Here is a 16,829-nt window from a genome sequence, read left to right on the forward strand (position 1 = left end):
GGGCTCGCTTGTTTGTACAAGTTCCCCTAAGTTCGTGCCACACCCCCTGGAAAGTGGAGGCGTTGTGTTCACACCTCGCACCGGCGCGGCCGGCGTGGTCGCAGCACTCACCCTAATCACAGCGGCGTGCGGCGCCGCGCCCAGCACCCAGCAGACCACCCAGGCGTCGGAGGGCGGGGTCAACGCGGCCACCGCCACCTCCGCCGCCGACTTCGGCGGCCTGGACAAGCTGGTCGAAGCCGCCAAGAAGGAGGGCACCCTGCACGTCATCGCCCTCCCCCCGGACTGGGCGAACTACGGCGAGATCATCGAGAAGTTCCAGGCCAAGTACGGCATCAAGGTCGAGAGCGAGACCCCCGACGCCGCCAGCGCCGACGAGATCAACGCGGTGAAGACCCGCAAGGGCCAGGACCGCGCCCCCGACGTGCTGGACCTGGGCCAGTCGTTCGCGATCAGCGGTGCCGCGGAGGGCCTGTTCGCGCCGTACAAGGTGCAGACCTTCGACAAGATCCCCGAAGGGCAGAAGGAGCCGACCGGGCTCTGGGTCAACGACTACGGCGGCTACGTGTCCATCGGCTGCGACGCCAAGAAGATCGCCGCCTGCCCGACGAGCTTCGCCGACCTGCTCAAGCCCGAGTACAAGGGCAAGGTCGCGCTGAACGGCAACCCGACCAAGGCGGGCGCCGCCTTCGCCGGCGTGTACGCCGCCGCCCTGGCCAACGGCGGCTCGTTCGACGACATCCAGCCCGGCATCGACTTCTTCAAGAAGCTGAAGGACGCCGGCAACTACAACCCGGTCGAGACCACGCCCGCGACCATCGAGAAGGGCGAGACCCAGATCAGCATCGACTGGGACTACAACAACGCCGCCTACGCGCCCCAGATGACGGCCAAGGGCATCGACTGGCAGGTCAACGTGCCCAGCGACGGCAAATACTTCGAGATGTACGCCCAGGCCGTCAACAAGGACGCCCCGCACCCGGCGGCGGCGCGGCTGTGGCAGGAGTACCTCTACAGCCCCGAGGGCCAGAACCTGTTCCTCAAGGGCTTCGCCCGCCCCGTGCTGCTGCCGGCCATGACCACCGACGGCACCGTGGACAAGGCGCTGGCCGAGGCGCTGCCCTCGGTCGACGGCACGCCCGAGTTCCCGACGACCGAGCAGCAGAACGCGGCCAAGGCCAAGGTCGCCGCCGGCTGGGACGCCGCGATCTCGGGATGAACCGCGTCCGATCGAAGGGCCGGCTCGGGGCGCTGCCCCTGCTGGCCTTCTTCGCCCTCGTCTTCGGCATCCCCGCCATCGCGCTGGTGGCGGGGGCGTTCACGGCGGAGGGGCGGCCGAGCCTGGCGAACCTGTCGCAGAGCCTCCAGGGCGGCTACCTCACCGCCATGATCGGCAGCGTCAAGCTGTCGGGCATCGTGGCGCTGCTCGGGGCCGTGCTCGGGACCTTCCTCGCCTACGCCGTCGTGACCTCCCGCTTCGCCCTGCTGCGCGAGGCCGTGCTGACGGCCTCGGGCGTGCTGGCCAACTTCGGCGGGGTGCCGCTGGCCTTCTTCTGGATCGCCACGCTCGGCAACTCCGGCGTGATCAGCGGCCTGGTGGGGCTGCCGTCCGGCTCCCTGTACACCTTCTGGGGCCTGGTGGTGGTCTACCTCTACTTCGCGGTCCCGCTGATGGTGCTGGCCATGGCGCCCGCGCTGGACGGGCTGCGGCCGCAGTGGCGTGAGGCGGCGGCCAACAACGGGGCCACCGCCTGGCACTACTGGCGCTTCGTCGCGCTGCCGGTGCTGACGCCGGCGATGCTCGGCGGGGTGGTGCTGCTGTTCGGCTCGGCCTTCTCCGCGTACGCGACCGCGAACGCCATGGTCGGGACCGTCGTGCCGCTCGTCACGCTGAAGATCGCCAGCGCGCTCACCGGCGACGTGCTGGTCGGCTACGAGAACATCGCGCTGGCCCTCAGCCTCGACATGATCGTGGTGGCCGGGCTGGTGATGGTGATCTACCTGCCGCTGCAGAAGAGGAGCTCCCGATGGCTGCACTGACCGGCCTGGAGCGCGTCGCCCCCGCGGTTCCCGCCGCCCGCACCCGTCCCCGGGTCTGGCGCGGGATCGTGTTCCTGCTGGCCGGGGCGTACTTCCTGATCCCGCTCTGCGCCTCGCTCTGGTACACCGTCTACACCCCGACGGCCGGCGTGTCCTTCTCGGCGTACGGGGAGTTGCTCACCGCCGAGGGCTTCGTGCGGTCGCTGGCGCTGTCGCTCGGGCTGGCGGTGGCCACGATCGTGCTGGTGCTGCTGCTGGCCCTGCCCGCGATGCTGGCCGTGCGGCTCTTCGCGCCGGGGTTGCGGCCCGTGATGGAGGTGGTGTGCACGTTGCCGCTCGTGGTGCCGCCGATCACGTTCGTGGCCGGGATCAGCACGTCGCTGCGCACCGGGACCGAGGTGCTGGCGCCGACGCCGTTCTGGGCCACGCTGATCGCGGTGCAGGATCCGGCCTATCCCGTGGTGCTGGTGCTGGCGTACGTGGTGCTGGTGCTGCCGTTCGTCTACCGGTCGCTGGACGCCGGGCTGCGCACCATGGACGTGCGGACGCTGGTGGAGGCGGCCCGCAATCTGGGGGCCTCGTGGCCGTACGTGCTGGTCAGGGTGATCGTGCCCAACCTGCGCTCGGCGCTGGCCAGCGCGTCGTTCCTGACGCTGGCGCTGGTCCTGGGCGAGTACACCGTGGCCAGCCTGCTCGGGTACGAGCCGTTCGCGGTGTGGATCGTGACGGTCTCGGGCTCCAAGGGACAGCTCTCGGTCGCGGTGTCGATCCTGAGCCTGCTGCTCATCTGGCTGCTGCTGCTCGCCGTGGCCACACTCTTCGGCCGGCAGAAGTTTGGTAAGGAGAAGGGGAAATGACCGCATCTGTGGAGTTCCGCGGGCTGCGGCGGGAGTTCGGGAAGACCGTCGCGCTCGACGGCCTCGACCTGGTCATCGCGCCCGGTGAGTTCGTCGCCCTGCTGGGGCCGTCGGGCTGCGGCAAGACGACGGCGCTGCGGTGCGTGGCCGGGTTCGAGCACCCGGACTCCGGGGCGGTGCTGGTGGACGGCAAGGACATCACGAACGTGCCGGCCAACAAGCGGGACGCGGGCATGGTCTTCCAGTCCTACTCCCTCTTCCCCAACCTGAACGCCCGCGACAACGTGGCCTTCGGCCTGCGGGTGCGCAAGGTGCCCGCGGCCGCCAGGCGGAAGAAGGCCGACGAACTGCTCGAACTCGTCGGCCTGCCCACGCACGCCGACCGCTACCCGCACCAGCTCTCCGGCGGCCAGCAGCAGCGCGTCGCCCTGGCCCGGGCACTCGCCCTGGAGCCGCGGGTGCTGCTGCTGGACGAGCCGCTGTCGGCGCTGGACGCCAAGGTACGGGTGGCACTGCGCGAGGAGATCCGCCGTCTCCAGCTCGACCTGGGCATCACCACCATCTTCGTCACCCACGACCAGGAGGAGGCGCTGTCGGTCGCCGACCGGGTGGCGGTGCTGCGGGCAGGACGGCTGGAACAGGTCGGCCCGCCCGCCGAGATCTACGACCGGCCGGCCACGCCGTTCGTGGCCGAGTTCGTCGGCACCATGAACCACCTGGCCGGGCACGTCTCGGGCGACCAGGTCACGGTGCTCGGCCAGCTCCTGCCCGTGGACGGGCCGGTTCCCGCGGATCCGTCCGTGGACGTGCTGATCCGCCCGGAGGCCGTCAAGGTGGCCCCCGCCGCGGACGGTGCCGGCGAGGTGCTGGCGGTCTCCTTCCGCGGCGCCTCGGTGCGGCTCAGGATGGCGGTGGCGGGCGGCGAGGTCCTCGCCGACGTCCCCGGCCACGAGGCGTCCGGGCTCGGGCCCGGCACCCGCGTCGCGGTCAGCCTGGTGGAACGCCCGGTCCTGGTGGCGGCCAGGACGGTCACGGTGCCGGCCCCCGCCGTGACGACCGATGCCGTCTGAGGCGCGACCGCCGTCCAGCGGCCGGGAGCTGGCCGGCGGCCGGGAAGGCGGTCGGATGCCGTCCAGCGGCCGGGAAGGCGGTCCGGAGCCGTCCTGTGAGAGGGTGCCCGGCGCGCCCGGGATGCCCGCTGCCGTGCTGCTGGACATGGACGGCACGCTGGTCGACACCGAAGGGCTCTGGTGGCAGGCGGTCGCCGCCGTCGCCGGGTCCCTCGGCCGCCCGCTCGGCCCCGCCGACCTGCCCCACGTGCACGGCCGCACCGTCGAGGACGCGGCCGCACACCTCCTGCGCACCGGCCCGGCACCGGCCGGCGGCGGGCGGCTCGCCACGGTGACCGACCGGCTCACCAGCGCCTTCGCCGACCGCGTCCGCCGGGACCTGACGATCATGCCCGGCGCCCCGGAACTGCTGGCCGACCTCGCCGCCACCGCCATCCCCACGGCCCTGGTCAGCGCCTCGCCCCGGAGCATCGTGGAGCTGGTGCTGCCGCGGCTGGGGCACAGGTTCGACCTGGTGATCGCGAACGAGGACACGGCCCGCGGCAAGCCGTACCCGGACCCGTACCTGGAGGCAGCCCGCCGTCTCGGCGCGCCGCCGTCGAGTTGCGTGGCCATCGAGGACAGCCCGACGGGCATCGCGTCCGCCACGGCGGCGGGCTGCCACGTGCTGACGGCCTCGCCCGAGGCGGGCCTGCCGTCGTTCGCGCAGGTGCGCCGGCCCTTCGCCGCGTTACGCAGATGAGGATCGGTGCGGGCGTGTCGGCGGTGGTCCCTGCGCCGGGCCGGTCCGTATCGGTAAGCTTGCGCGGCGTGAGCGGTGAAATCTCCCACATCGGGCGCTACAGGCTGCTTAGCGTGCTGGGACGAGGCGGGATGGGCACAGTCCATCTCGCCGAGGATCCTGCCGGGCACAAGGTCGCCGTCAAGGTGATCAATCCGGAGCTCAGCCAGCACGAGCAGTTTCGCATGCGCTTTCGCAGGGAGGCCGACGCCGCCCAGCGGGTGCGCAGGTTCTGCACGGCGGCGGTGATCGACGCGGCGCTCGACGGCGAGCAGCTCTACGTGGTCACCGAATACGTGCCCGGCCCCAACCTTGAGGAGGCGGTGCTCGAGTCGGGGCCCCTGCTCGGCTCCAGCCTCGACGCGCTGGCCGTCAGTGTGGCCACCGCGCTCACCGCCATCCACGGGGCCGGAGTCGTGCACCGGGATCTCAAGCCGTCGAACGTGCTGCTGTCCCCCGTCGGCCCGCGCGTGATCGACTTCGGCATCGCGCGGGCGCTGGACACGCTCGGCGGCGTCACGAGCACCGGCGAGCTGGTCGGCACGCCGCGCTACATGGCTCCCGAGGTGCTGCGGGGCGACCCGGTGTCGCCGGCCTGCGACGTGTTCTCGTGGGGCTGCCTGGTGGCGTTCGCGGCCAGTGGCAGGGCGCCCTTCGGCGGGGACACGCTGCCGGCCATCGTCTACCAGGTGCTCAACAGCGAGCCTGCCCTGGACGACGTCGAGCCCGGCCTGCGCGAGCTGGTCAGGGCCGCGCTGGCCAAGGACCCGGCCGCGCGGCCCTCCGCGCAGCAACTGCTCGACGACCTCGTCGGGCGGTCGGCCGCGCCCGAGCTGGCGGCGCACACCGTACAGGTGGCCTGGCAGCAGGTCACGAAGCAGCTCACCGCCGTGCGGCCGGGCGCGCACAGGCCGCGCGGCAAGCTGGTCGCGGGGCTCGCGGGCGCGGCGGCGCTGCTGGTGGCGGGGGCCGTCACCGCGTGGGCGGTGCTGGGCCCGAGCGGGCCGCCCAAGGACCTGGGGCTGCTCTACAGCGAGGACTTCACGCAGACCTCCGGCGGCTGGAACGGGATCTACGACCCCGAGGAGGGCGCGAGCTACGGCTACCGCCCCGACGGCACGTACGGGCTGGACGTGGAGGACGGATACGAGGAGCGGTGGGCGAAGGCCCCCATCCCCTTCCTCATCGCCAAGCCGACGGACACCCCGGACCCCTCGGCCACGCCCACCCCGATGCTGCCGTCGAGCGTGGTCGTCGGCGTGACCGCGGAGATCAAGCGGGCCTCGGGACCCGGCGAGTACGGCATCTACTGCCACAACTCCGATGATGACGACACCTATTACGAGTTCGCGCTCGACACGACGGGACGTGCCAGGATCCGCCGCGTCGTGAACGGGGCCGGCGGCACGCTGGCCCAGCCGGTGCAGGTGGACGGGCTGCCCGGCAAGGCCAGGATCGTGGTCTCGTGCGAGCAGTCGGGCACCACCGTACGGCTGACGATGTGGGTGAACGACCACCAGGTGCAGGAGGTCGAAGACCCGAACGGCATCGGGAACGGCTATGTGGGGTTGTTCGCCCGCATCCCGAAGGACAGCCACGCGCTGCTGCGGACGACGTTCGACGACTTCGAGCTGCGCGGGCAGAGGGACGAGCCCTGACCCGTCCTTCGCCCGAGCCGGGTGCCCGAGTGGCGTCGGAGTGGTGGAGCGGAGTTGACTATGCCGTATGCGTGCCATCATCATCTCCGCCCAGGGCGGACCAGAGGTTCTTGAATACGTCGAACGTCCCGACCCCGTCCCCGGTGACGGGGAGGTCGTGGTCGACCTCGCCGCGAGCGGGGTCAACTTCATCGACATCTACCACCGCTCGGGCGTCTACCCGCTCGACCTGCCCAGCCCCATCGGCTCCGAGGGGGCTGGGACCGTCTCGGCGGTCGGGCCCGGGGTGCGCGACGTCGGCGTGGGCGACACCGTGGCCTGGGTCAACGTGCTGGGGAGCTACGCCGAGAAGGCCGTGGTGCCGGCCCATCGGGTGGTGCCGGTGCCGGCCAGGGTCGCCCCCGAGGTGGCGGCGGCGGCGATGCTCCAGGGGATGACCGCCCACTACCTCACCCACTCCACCCACGAGCTGCGGGCCGGGGAGAACGTGCTGATCCACGCCGGGGCGGGCGGCATGGGGCAGCTCCTGATCCAGCTCGCCAAGCTCAAGGGCGCCAACGTCCACACCACCGTGTCCAGCAGCGAGAAGGAGAAGCTGGCCCGCGACGCCGGCGCCGACCACGTCTTCCGCTACGAGGACTTCACCGAGGCCCTGCGCGGCAAGATCGACGTCGTGTACGACGGCGTCGGGGCCGCCACGTTCGACGGCGGGCTGGAGGTGCTGCGGACGCGCGGCATGATGGTGCTGTACGGCGCCGCCAGCGGCCCGGTGCCCCCGGTCGACCCCCAGACGCTCAACCGGCAGGGCTCGCTCTTCCTCACCCGGCCCACGCTCGCGCACTACACCGCCAAGCGGGAGGAGCTGCTCCAGCGCTCCGCCGACCTGTTCGGCTGGATCGCCGCCGGAGACCTCACCGTCAACGTCTCGCGCCGCTATCCGCTGGCCGACGCGCGCCAGGCCCAGGAGGATCTGGCGGGCCGCCGCACCACCGGGAAAGTGCTCCTCATACCCTGACCTCCATGGACATCACCGGGTCGATCTGGTCATTCGCCGCCGTGGTGGCGCTCCTCACGCTCACCCCGGGGCTCGACACGGCTCTCATCCTGCGCACGTCGTTGCTGGCCGGCAGGCGTTCGGCGTGGGGCGTGACGCTCGGCATCCAGCTCGGCACGCTCACCTGGGGGCTGCTCACCGCCGCCGGGCTGTCGGCGCTGCTGGCCGCCTCGCAGCTCGCCTATGACGTGCTGCGGTGGGCCGGGGCGGCGTACCTGGTGTGGATGGGGGTGCGCATGCTGCTGGCCGCCAGGCGCGGCACGGCGCACGATCCCGGGGAGCAGCAGTTTGAGGGCGGGTTCGGGAAGGGGTTCGCCCGCGGGCTGCTCACCAACCTGCTCAACCCCAAGGTCGGGGCGTTCTACGTGGCGATGCTGCCGCAGTTCATCCCGGCGGCGGCGCCGCACGCGGCGATGGGGCTGGTGCTGGCGTCCGTGCACGTGGCCGAGGGGCTGGTCTGGAGCGCCGCCCTGATCGGGTTCGCGTCGCTGATGAGCGGCTTCCTGCGCTCGCCCGGGGTGCGGCGCCTCCTCGACCGGCTGACCGGCGCGGTGATCGTCGGGTTCGGGGTCCGGCTGGCGTTCCAGGACTGAGGCCGCTAGACAGCGGTGGGCCAGCCGAGCAGGCGGGCGCCGAGGACCGCGGTCTCCAGGGTGAAGCGCTGCGTCGGGTCGTCCGGGGAGAAGCCGGTCAGGCGGCGGATGCGTTCCAGCCGGTACGTGACCGCCCGCGGGCTGATCCCCAGCCGCCGGGCCGCCGCCGCCTGGTTGCCGTGCGAGGCGAACATCGCCTCCAGGGTCTCCACCAGCGGTTCATGGCCGCCCCGCGCCCCCAGCAGCGGGCTCAGGACGCTCGTCACCAGGTCCTCGATGGCGCTCCTGTCCCGCAGCAGCACCGGGAAGACCAGCAGGTCGGCGGCCTTGACCACGTCGATCGCCAGGCCCAGCCCGTCGGCCAGCTCCAGGGCCTGCGCCGCCTCCCGGTAGGAGGTCACCACGCCGCCCGGCCCCCGGTGCGCCCGGCCCACGCCGACCCGCCACCCGGCCGGGAAGCGGGTCCGTACGTGGTGGGTGAACTCCCCCACGGCGGCGGGCAGCGTGGCGGGGGCCACGCACACCAGCAGCCCGTCGCGTACGGAGACCAGCACGTTGTGGGAGCCGAACCTGGCGATCAGGTCGCGCTCGATGCGGCCCTGGTCGCCCTCGCGCATGCCCCTGGCCACCGCCACCACGTAGGACTCGGCCAGCCGCAGCCCGAAGTGCTCGGCCCGCTCGGCCAGCCGCTCGGCCCGCCCCTGGAGCAGGTCGTCCACGAACTCCCTGCGGGCCCCCTCCTCGGCCCGGAGGGCCGCGAGCTGCGCCTGCTCGTACCCCTCCATCAGGGCGGAGACGGCCTTGCGCAGCGCGGGCAGCACCCCGGGCAGCCCCTCGCCGGCGGCCAGGGCTCGGTCCACCAGCGCCCGCAGCGGGATGCCCAGTTCGGCGGCCCGGGTGCCCGCGGCGCGGTAGGAGTCGAGCGCCGCCCGGTCCGGTAATCGGCCGGTCCCGGCGAACGACTCCAGCACCTGCCGGTGCCCGCCGAGCAGGTCGGCGGGCAGCTCGGAGATCGCCATCACACTCCCACGTCACGCCGGTCGAAGGCGAGCACGGCGGTGAGCGCGAGCACGGCCGTGGCCCCCGCCAGCACAAGGTAGTCCCCCACCGGAAGCCCCTCGAAGAGCGGCCGCCCCTCGGCGTAGTAGTGGAACGGCGAGATCCACTTCAGCCACGCGATGGCCTCGACGCCGCTGCCGAGCGAGACGACGACGTAGCTCGCCACCACCCAGGCGCCGACGCCGGCCGAGGCGACCATCCGGCGGCCGGTGGCGGCGCCGACGGCCAGGGCCGCGGTGCCGTACAGCAGCGCGATCAGGAACACCCCGGTGTGCGCGGCCAGGATGCGGTCGAACGGCGCGTTCGTCCCCACCCCCTCGCTGACCACCCAGGTGACGACCAGCGTCACGCCGGCCACCACCAGCAGGCCCACCGCCAGCGCCGCGAGCCTGTCCAGCACCAGCCGCCTGCGGTCCACCGGCAGGGTGACGATCAGCTCCAGCGTGCCGGACTCCTCCGGCTGGGCGATGGCCCGGTTGGCCAGCAGCATCGCGCACGCGATGAGCAGCATCGGCGCGAAGAGCTGGTAGGCGACTCCTTGCAGGTATCCGGTGCCGGACGTGAAGTCCTGCAGCCCGCCCATCAGGTCCCTCAGCGGCCCGGGGAACTTGTCCAGGGCCGCCGCGCCGTACGTCTCGGGGTTCTGCTTGACCGTCGCGTACGCGCCCAGATAGACGCTCATGAAGGCGCTGATGCCGACGCACCACCAGATGAGCGCCCGCCGGCTCTCAAGCAGACTCTTGCCGATCACGGCTCCGCCCCTCGTCGCTGTAGTAGGTCAGGAAGATCTCCTCCAGGTCCGGTTCCGCGCTGACCAGGTGCACCACCGTGAACCTGGCGGCGGCCTTGATCAGCGCGTCCGGGCGGCCGTCGATCGTGCACCGCACGCCGGCGCCCTCCACCCGCAGGTCGCGCACGCCGGGCAGGTCCGCGAAGGCCGCGGCCGGCACCGGTGCGTCGAAGTGCAGCTCGACCCGGCGCACCGCCTTCTCGCGCAGCGCGGCCACGTCCTCCACGGCCACCAGGCGACCGTCCCGGACGATCCCGACCCGGTCGGAGACGTTCTCGACCTCGGCGAGCACGTGCGAGGACATGAGCACGGTACGACCGGACTTGCGCACCTCGCGCACCATGGCCAGGAACTCCTGTTGCACCAGCGGATCGAGGCCACCGGTGGGCTCGTCCAGGATGAGGAACTCCGGTTCGTGCATGAACGCCTGGATCAGCCCGACCTTCTGCTTGTTGCCCTTGGAGAGCTTGCGCATCGGCACCGACAGGTCGGCCTCGAACCGGTCGGCCAGGTCGTCGATGCGCGTGTCCGGCACGCCGCCGCGTACGCGGCCGAGGAAGCGCAGGTAGTCCCTGGCCCGCTCGCGGCCCTCCAGCGCCAGCTCGCCCGGCAGGTAGCCGATCCGGGCGCGGACGGCGGGCTCGCGCGGGTCGGCGCCGAGCACCCGTACCGTGCCCCGGGTGGGCCTGATCACGTCGAGCAGCAACCGGAGCGTGGTGGTCTTGCCCGCGCCGTTGGGTCCGAGGTACCCGAAGATCTCGCCCGGCTGGATCTCGAGTGTGAGATCCTCCAGGCCACGGCGCCTGCCGTAATACTTGGTCAGCCCTTCGGCCCGCACCACTGCTGTCATGGCGGAATCGTCCCGCCCGGCGGGCGCGGCGTCACTGGAAGGGTCCGGCAGGCTGCCGATGGTTTTGCTTCCGGGGCGCGGCAACGAGAGGGTGGAGGTGTGGAAACGGCGTTCGTGCTCGGGGGCGGCGGTGTGCTCGGCGCGCACGAGGTGGGCATGCTGCAGGCCCTCGACGAGGCGGGCATCGGGCCCGACCTCGTGGTCGGCACGTCCGTCGGGGCGCTGAACGGGGCGGTCATCGCCGCCGCCCCCGCCGAGGCGGTCACCCGGCTGACGTCCCTGTGGCGGTCCGACGTCGTGCGCACGGCGTTCACCGGCTCGTGGGTGGCCCGGCTTTCCACCCTGGCCAGGACGGGCACCCACCTGCACCCGATCGGGCCGCTGCGCGAGGTCCTGAGCGAGACCGTGGGTGTCCCCCGGATCGAGGAGCTGGACGTCCCGTTCCAGTGCGTGGCGGCCTCGGTGGAGCGCGCGGCTGCGCACTGGTTCACCAGCGGGCCGCTGGTCGAGGCGGTGCTGGCCTCGTGCGCGGTGCCCGGGCTGCTGCCGCCCGTGGTGATCGGCGGCGAGCATTTCTTCGACGGCGGGCTGGTGCACAGCATCCCCGTCGGGCGGGCCGTGCAACTCGGCGCCCGGCGCGTCTACGTGCTGCACGTCGGGCGGATCGAGCGGCCGCTGACGCCGCCCCGGCGGTTCTGGGAGGTGGGCATGGTGGCCTTCGAGATCGCGCGCCGGCACCGTTTCGCCGAGGACCTGGCCTCGCTGCCACCCGGCGTGGAGGTGCACGTGCTGCCCGCCGGAGTCACCGAGCCGCTCTCGCCGCTGCGCTACCGCGACCTCTCGCAGATCTCCCGGTACATCGACCGGGCTTACGAGGCCTCTTCCCGCTATCTGCGGACAGGAGGAGGATGAGATCCTGACCTTTCGGGGAGGCGAGATTGCTCCCGCCACGAATCCTGCGCCGGCTGGTGCTGGCGCCGCTCGTCATCGTCGTGACCGTGTGCACGCTGGTGACGCTGCCGTTCTGGCTCGTCGTGACGGCCGCGGCCTCGCTGCGCCTGCCGCCGCCGCAGCGCCGCGGGCTGAGGTTCGTCTGGTTCGGGGTGGCGTGGCTGACGCTGGAGTCGGCCGTGCTGATCGCCTGCCTGTGGTTGTGGGTGGCGGGCGGGGCCCGTCGTCAGGAGCGGCACTACGCGCTGATCAGGTGGTTCCTGTCGAAGGTGTACGCCGCCGCGGTGCGGATCTTCCGGCTGACCGTGGACGTCGAGGAGCCGGAGCCGACCCGGGAGGAGCTGGCCGCGCGGCTGACCCGGCCGGTGATCGTGCTGTCGCGGCACGCGGGGCCCGGCGACTCCTTCCTGCTGATCTACCTCCTCCTGACGATCTACCGGCGGCGGCCCCGGATCGTCATGAAGGCCGCGCTGCAGTACGACCCGTCGCTGGACGTGGTGATCAACCGGCTGCCGAACGCGTTCGTCCCGCGCAGGTCAGGTCACCGGCGCGTGGTCGAGGAGATCCGCCGCCTGGCCGCGACGATGGAGGACCAGGACGCCCTGGTGATCTTCCCGGAGGGCGGGAACTTCACTCCGCGCCGCCGCCGGCTGGCCATCCGGCGGCTGGAGGAGAAGGGGCTGGCCGAGGAGGCGGAGCGGGCGCGCGGCATGGACCACCTGCTGCCGCCCCGCCCGAACGGCGCGATCACGGCCATCGAGGCGTGCCCGACGGCGGACGTCATCTTCGTCGCGCACACGGGGCTCGACGAGCTCATCACGCTCGGGGACGTCTGGCGCAGACTGCCCTTCAGCGCGCACATCACCGCCAAGTGGTGGCGCGTGCCGGCCGAGGAGGTGCCCGACGGGCGCGAGGAGCGGGTCCGCTGGCTGTATGACCATTGGGAGCAGATCGACGCCTGGATCAGCGCCCAGCGCCTGGCCCGCACCTGCCGCTGACCGGCGCGGCTAATCTGCCGGCGCGCCCGGCGGCAGGAAGGGGAGCTCCGGCGGGCCGTGCTCGATGAGCCGGAGCAGGGCGTCCGTGTCGAGGTGCCGCTCGACCAGGTCGCCGAGCGCGTCCAGCCGCTCCTCCCTGAGCCTGGCGAAGTCCGTCCTGGGAGCCGGTACGAAGTCCCGCCCGGCCCGCTCGGCCACGTCGGCCAGGAAGGCCCGGCGGAAGCCGTCGTTCTCCAGGACGCCGTGCCAGGTGGTACCCCAGGTGTTCGCCACCCGGCAGCCGTCCAGGAAGGGCTCGCCCCCTTCCACCGTCGCCCGGCCGTGGTGGATCTCGTAAGCCCGCACCGGCTGCCCGTAGGCGGTGCCTTCGGGCCGGCCGAGCCTCTTGTCCGGGGCGAACTCGACCCGCGCCGGCAGCCTCCTCAGCCCCTCGACCCTGCCCGCCCCCGACTCGACGTGGTCCACGATCTCCCGCCCGAGCATCTGGAACCCGCCGCAGATGCCCAGCACCGGCCCCTGCCGGTCCTGGAGGGCCGCCGCCAGCCCTCTCTTCCGCAGCCACGCCAGGTCGTCGACCGTCGCCCGGGAGCCCGGCAGCACCACCAGGTCGGCGTCGTCGAGCTCGACCGGGTCGGTCACGAAGCGCACCACCACGCCCGGCTCGGCGGCCAGCGCGTCCAGGTCGGTGAAGTTGGAGATGCGCGGCAGCCGGACGACCGCCACCCGCAGGGTCTGCCTGCCGTGCGGCCCGCGCGTCGCGACCCTGCGGTTGTCCAGGGCGAGGGAGTCCTCGACGTCCAGCCAGAGCCCGTCGAGCCATGGGAGCACGCCGTAGACCTCGCGCCCGGTCAGCCGCCTGAGCATGTCGAGGCCCGGCTGGAGCAGCTCCGGGGCGCCGCGGAACTTGTTGATGACGAATCCGGAAATATGGGCTTGGTCGGCGGCGTCCAGCAGGCCCACCGTGCCGTAGAACGCGGCGAACACCCCGCCCCGGTCGATGTCCCCGACCACGATCACCGGCAGGCCGGCGGCCCGGGCTAGGCCCATGTTGGCGATGTCGCCGCGGCGCAGGTTGATCTCCGCCGGGCTGCCGGCGCCCTCGCACACCACCACGTCGTACCGCTCCCTGAGCCGGCCCAGCGCCTCCAGCGCCGTGGTGCGCAGCAGGTCCTTGAGGTCGCCGTACTCCATCGCGTCCACGTCCGCCACCGGCTCGCCCATGAGGACGACCTGGCTGCGGCGGTCGCTGCCCGGCTTCAGCAGGATCGGGTTCATGTCGGCGACCGGCTCCAGGTAGGCGGCCTGGGCCTGCGTGGCCTGGGCCCGGCCGATCTCGGCGCCCTCCGCGGTGACGTAGGAGTTGAGCGACATGTTCTGCGCCTTGAAGGGGGCCACGCGGACGCCCTGCCGGGCCAGCCAGCGGCAGATGCCGGCGGTGACCACACTTTTACCCGCGTCGGACGTGGTGCCCGCGACCAGCAATGCCCCCTTGACCATGCGATCACCGTACCGGAGCGGATGAGAGCCGCATCTTCATGAAATTTCGGTGTAAGCGCCCATTTACGAACGCTGTGACTTCTGTCACTCTGGCTAGAACGTTGCCCTAGAACGTGATTCTAGAGTCACCTATGAAAGGGTGGACATGGTCGGGACGTTGGGTATGCCACGCGCCGGCGCGATCGACGGGCGGACGCGCGCGCCATTCGGCTGGGCGCCCCTGGTCGTGCTCTTCATCGTCGGGCTCGTGGACCGGGTCGAGCACAATCTGCTGTCCGGAGTGCTCCCGGACGTCCAGCGGGAATGGGGCTTCAGCGACACCGCGGCCGGCTCGATCCCGACGGCGTCCGCGCTGGCCGCCGCCGTCGTGGCGCTGCCCGCGGGCTTTCTCGCCGACCGGTTCAGCCGCACCCGGATCATCACGGTCGTGGTCTTCTGCTGGGCGATCGCCACGCTCGGCTCGGGCCTGGCCACCGGCTTCGTGATGTTCTACCTGATGCGCGTGCTGCTGGCCGCGGCCGAGAACATCGACAACCCCGCGGCGGGCAGCCTGCTCGCCGACTACTACCCGCCGGTCAGCCGGGCCAAGGCGTACGGGCTCACGCGCGTCACCACGTATCTCGGCGGGGTCGGGACGCTGCTCGGCGGGGTGCTGGCCGAGGCGTTCTCGTGGCGTACGGCGTTCCTGATCATGGTCGTTCCCGGGCTGCTGACGGCGCTGCTGGTCTGGTTCCTGCGCGAGCCGCGGCGCGGCGAGCTGGACCGGCTGGTGGCCGGCGGCACGGATCCCGCCGCCGCCTCCACCGCCACCGGACAGGCCGCCACTGCCACCGCCGCCGGGCCGGCCACCGGGCCCAAGGCGCCGTTCTGGCGGCAGTTCCGGCAGATCCTGTCGATCCCCTCGCTCGTCTTCGTCTGCGTGGGCCTGTCCTTCCTCACCCTCGGCCTGGCCGGGATCTTCTACTGGCTGCCCACGCTCATGGTGCGCGACTACGGCGTCAGCGTGGGCACGGCCGGCTCGCTGAGCGGCCTGATCACCGTCGCGGGCACGCTCACCGGCACCCTGGTCGGCTCGTGGCTGGGCCGGAAGCTGCACGGCACCCGCAAGGGCGGCCGCCTGCTCGCCGGCGGCAGCGGCATCACGGCGGGCTCGGTGGTGCTGGCCGGCGCGTTCGCCATGGACTCCGTCGGCGGCCTGACCGTCCTGGTGCTGCTCTCCTGCTCGCTGATGTCCATCGCGATCCCCAACATGACGGCCTCCCTGGCGGACGTCCTGCCGGCCGCCGTTCGCGGCCTCGGCTTCGCCGTGCTGCAACTGCTCATCACGGCGGGCGGCGCGTTCGGCTCGCTGGTCGTGGGCATCGCGTCGGACCAGTTCGGCTCGCTGCTGACGGGCATGGCCGTCCTCGTGGTCCCGATGGTGCTCGGCGGCCTGGTCACGCTCGGCGCCCGGGCCTCGTTCGAACGCGATGCGCTCAGGGTCATGGAGGACGCGCGCGGCTGATGCGTATGCTGGCGCCATGCCTGCCGATCTGCCCATCTGCCGCACCTGCGGAGTCCAGTACGCCGAGCCCCGCCCCGACTGCCCGATCTGCGAGGACGAACGGCAATACGTCGGCTGGGACGGCCAGCAGTGGACCACCATGTCCGAGCTGGCGGCCGAGGGATATCAGGGACGGGTGGCGGAGGAGGGGCCGGACGTGGTGGGCATCGGCACCGCCCCGCCCACGGCCATCGGCCAGCGCGCCCTGCTCGTCCGCACGCCGGCCGGCAACGTGCTCTGGGACATGGTCACCTACCTCGACGACGACCTGATCGACCAGGTCAAGGAGCTGGGTGGGCTGACGGCCATCGCCGTCAGCCACCCCCACTTCTACGGCTCCATGATCGAGTGGGCGCACGCCTTCGACGCCCCCGTCTACATCCACGCCGCCGACCGGCAGTGGGTGGCCAGGCCGGACGACGCGGTGGTGTTCTGGGAGGGCGAGACCCACCAGCTCACCGAGGACCTCACGCTGATCAACGCCGGCGTGCACTTCGAGGGCGGGCAGGTGCTGCACTCCTCACGCGGCGAAGGTGCCCTGTTCTCGGGTGACATCTTCACCGTCGTCCAGGACCGCCGTTGGGTGAGCTTCATGTACAGCTATCCCAACTTCATCCCGGAACGGCCGCAGGTCGTACGGCGTGCCCTGTCCCTGATGGAGCCCTTCGCGTTCGATCGGGTCTACGGCGGCTGGTGGAAACGCATCGTCCACACGGACGGCGCGGCGGCCGTCCGCCGCTCGGCCGATCGTTATCTGTCCTTCACCGAAGCCGGCTGAGCGCTCAGGCCGGCGGCGGCTCGCGGCGCTCCTGCGGCGGCTCCTGTCCGGCCTGGGTGCCGGGCTCCTGTCTGGTCTGGCTGCCGGGCTGGGTGCCGGGCTGGGCCTCGCCGCCGCCGTAGCGGCGCTGCACGGCGTCCACGCCCTTCTCGATCTGGTCGTCGTACTTGTGCCCGGTGCGTTCCTTGGCCGTCTGCTCGGCCCGGTCCAGCAACTGGTCGGCCTGTTTGGAGTGGCCCCTGGCCAGGCTTTCCGCCTTCTTCAGCCATTCCCCGATACGGCCCATGAGCATTCCCCGTTCTTCGGACTA

At 72.1% G+C, this 16,829-nt stretch carries 17 protein-coding genes; 12 read left to right on the forward strand and 5 right to left on the reverse strand.

Annotated features, from left to right (window positions below):
* The first annotated feature begins 64 nt into the window (after window positions 1–64).
* The 8 genes from ABGB18_RS38290 to ABGB18_RS38325 all read left to right on the forward strand — a co-directional run bounded on the left by ABGB18_RS38290 (window position 65) and on the right by ABGB18_RS38325 (window position 8,053).
* Window positions 65–1,219, forward strand: coding sequence for an ABC transporter substrate-binding protein (locus tag ABGB18_RS38290; protein ID WP_347700569.1), 1,155 nt, complete (start codon window positions 65–67; stop codon window positions 1,217–1,219).
* Window positions 1,216–2,040, forward strand: coding sequence for an ABC transporter permease (locus tag ABGB18_RS38295; protein ID WP_347700570.1), 825 nt, complete (start codon window positions 1,216–1,218; stop codon window positions 2,038–2,040). Before ABGB18_RS38290 ends, ABGB18_RS38295 begins: the two co-directional genes overlap by 4 nt.
* Window positions 2,028–2,897, forward strand: a complete 870-nt coding sequence (locus ABGB18_RS38300; protein ID WP_347700571.1) for an ABC transporter permease subunit — start codon at window positions 2,028–2,030, stop codon at window positions 2,895–2,897. Before ABGB18_RS38295 ends, ABGB18_RS38300 begins: the two co-directional genes overlap by 13 nt.
* Window positions 2,894–3,967, forward strand: a complete 1,074-nt coding sequence (locus ABGB18_RS38305; RefSeq protein ID WP_347700572.1) for an ABC transporter ATP-binding protein — start codon at window positions 2,894–2,896, stop codon at window positions 3,965–3,967. The genes ABGB18_RS38300 and ABGB18_RS38305 overlap by 4 nt, the downstream gene beginning before the upstream one ends.
* 103 nt (window positions 3,968–4,070) lie before the next feature.
* On the forward strand, window positions 4,071–4,709 hold the full coding sequence (locus ABGB18_RS38310; protein ID WP_347700573.1) for an HAD family phosphatase: 639 nt from the start codon (window positions 4,071–4,073) through the stop codon (window positions 4,707–4,709).
* On the forward strand, window positions 4,706–6,406 hold the full coding sequence (locus ABGB18_RS38315) for a serine/threonine-protein kinase (RefSeq protein WP_347700574.1): 1,701 nt from the start codon (window positions 4,706–4,708) through the stop codon (window positions 6,404–6,406). Before ABGB18_RS38310 ends, ABGB18_RS38315 begins: the two co-directional genes overlap by 4 nt.
* 67 nt (window positions 6,407–6,473) lie before the next feature.
* Window positions 6,474–7,421: a quinone oxidoreductase gene (locus tag ABGB18_RS38320; protein WP_347700575.1), complete on the forward strand. Its 948-nt coding sequence runs from the start codon at window positions 6,474–6,476 to the stop codon at window positions 7,419–7,421.
* Window positions 7,422–7,426: 5 nt separating this feature from the next.
* Entirely contained in the window at window positions 7,427–8,053 is a 627-nt protein-coding gene (locus tag ABGB18_RS38325) for a LysE family translocator (protein WP_347700576.1), read from the forward strand.
* Window positions 8,054–8,058: 5 nt separating this feature from the next.
* On the opposite strand, the gene ABGB18_RS38330 is transcribed toward ABGB18_RS38325, so the two are convergent.
* Genes ABGB18_RS38330 through ABGB18_RS38340 form a run of 3 tightly spaced genes read right to left on the reverse strand, consistent with a single transcriptional unit; the run spans window position 8,059 to window position 10,752 of the window.
* Window positions 8,059–9,072, reverse strand: a complete 1,014-nt coding sequence (locus tag ABGB18_RS38330; RefSeq protein ID WP_347700577.1) for a helix-turn-helix domain-containing protein — start codon at window positions 9,070–9,072, stop codon at window positions 8,059–8,061.
* Window positions 9,072–9,863: an ABC transporter permease gene (locus ABGB18_RS38335; RefSeq protein ID WP_347700578.1), complete on the reverse strand. Its 792-nt coding sequence runs from the start codon at window positions 9,861–9,863 to the stop codon at window positions 9,072–9,074. The genes ABGB18_RS38330 and ABGB18_RS38335 overlap by 1 nt, the downstream gene beginning before the upstream one ends.
* A complete protein-coding gene (locus tag ABGB18_RS38340) occupies window positions 9,841–10,752 on the reverse strand; it encodes an ABC transporter ATP-binding protein (protein ID WP_347700579.1) in 912 nt (303 codons plus the stop codon). The genes ABGB18_RS38335 and ABGB18_RS38340 overlap by 23 nt, the downstream gene beginning before the upstream one ends.
* Window positions 10,753–10,851: 99 nt before the next feature.
* On the opposite strand from ABGB18_RS38340, the gene ABGB18_RS38345 reads away from it, so the two are divergent.
* A complete protein-coding gene (locus ABGB18_RS38345) occupies window positions 10,852–11,664 on the forward strand; it encodes a patatin-like phospholipase family protein (protein ID WP_347700580.1) in 813 nt (270 codons plus the stop codon).
* Window positions 11,665–11,690: 26 nt separating this feature from the next.
* Window positions 11,691–12,701: a 1-acyl-sn-glycerol-3-phosphate acyltransferase gene (locus tag ABGB18_RS38350; RefSeq protein WP_347700581.1), complete on the forward strand. Its 1,011-nt coding sequence runs from the start codon at window positions 11,691–11,693 to the stop codon at window positions 12,699–12,701.
* A gap of 9 nt (window positions 12,702–12,710) precedes the next feature.
* Here the strand turns inward: ABGB18_RS38350 and ABGB18_RS38355 are convergent, their stop codons facing one another.
* Window positions 12,711–14,198 carry a cobyric acid synthase gene (locus ABGB18_RS38355; protein WP_347700582.1) on the reverse strand — a complete coding sequence of 496 codons (1,488 nt, stop codon included), beginning with the start codon at window positions 14,196–14,198 and terminating at the stop codon, window positions 12,711–12,713.
* A gap of 163 nt (window positions 14,199–14,361) precedes the next feature.
* On the opposite strand from ABGB18_RS38355, the gene ABGB18_RS38360 reads away from it, so the two are divergent.
* Together ABGB18_RS38360 and ABGB18_RS38365 are read left to right on the forward strand one after the other, a co-directional pair.
* Window positions 14,362–15,702: an MFS transporter gene (locus ABGB18_RS38360; protein ID WP_347700599.1), complete on the forward strand. Its 1,341-nt coding sequence runs from the start codon at window positions 14,362–14,364 to the stop codon at window positions 15,700–15,702.
* 16 nt (window positions 15,703–15,718) lie between these two features.
* A complete protein-coding gene (locus tag ABGB18_RS38365) occupies window positions 15,719–16,519 on the forward strand; it encodes an MBL fold metallo-hydrolase (RefSeq protein ID WP_347700583.1) in 801 nt (266 codons plus the stop codon).
* A 4-nt stretch (window positions 16,520–16,523) separates the two neighbouring features.
* Here the strand turns inward: ABGB18_RS38365 and ABGB18_RS38370 are convergent, their stop codons facing one another.
* The gene (locus ABGB18_RS38370) at window positions 16,524–16,805 is read right to left on the reverse strand and encodes an antitoxin (protein ID WP_347700584.1); all 282 of its coding nucleotides are present in this window, start codon (window positions 16,803–16,805) and stop codon (window positions 16,524–16,526) included.
* Window positions 16,806–16,829: the final 24 nt, after the last annotated feature.

This window comes from Nonomuraea sp. B12E4, from assembly GCF_039871825.1.
GTDB lineage: Bacteria > Actinomycetota > Actinomycetes > Streptosporangiales > Streptosporangiaceae > Nonomuraea.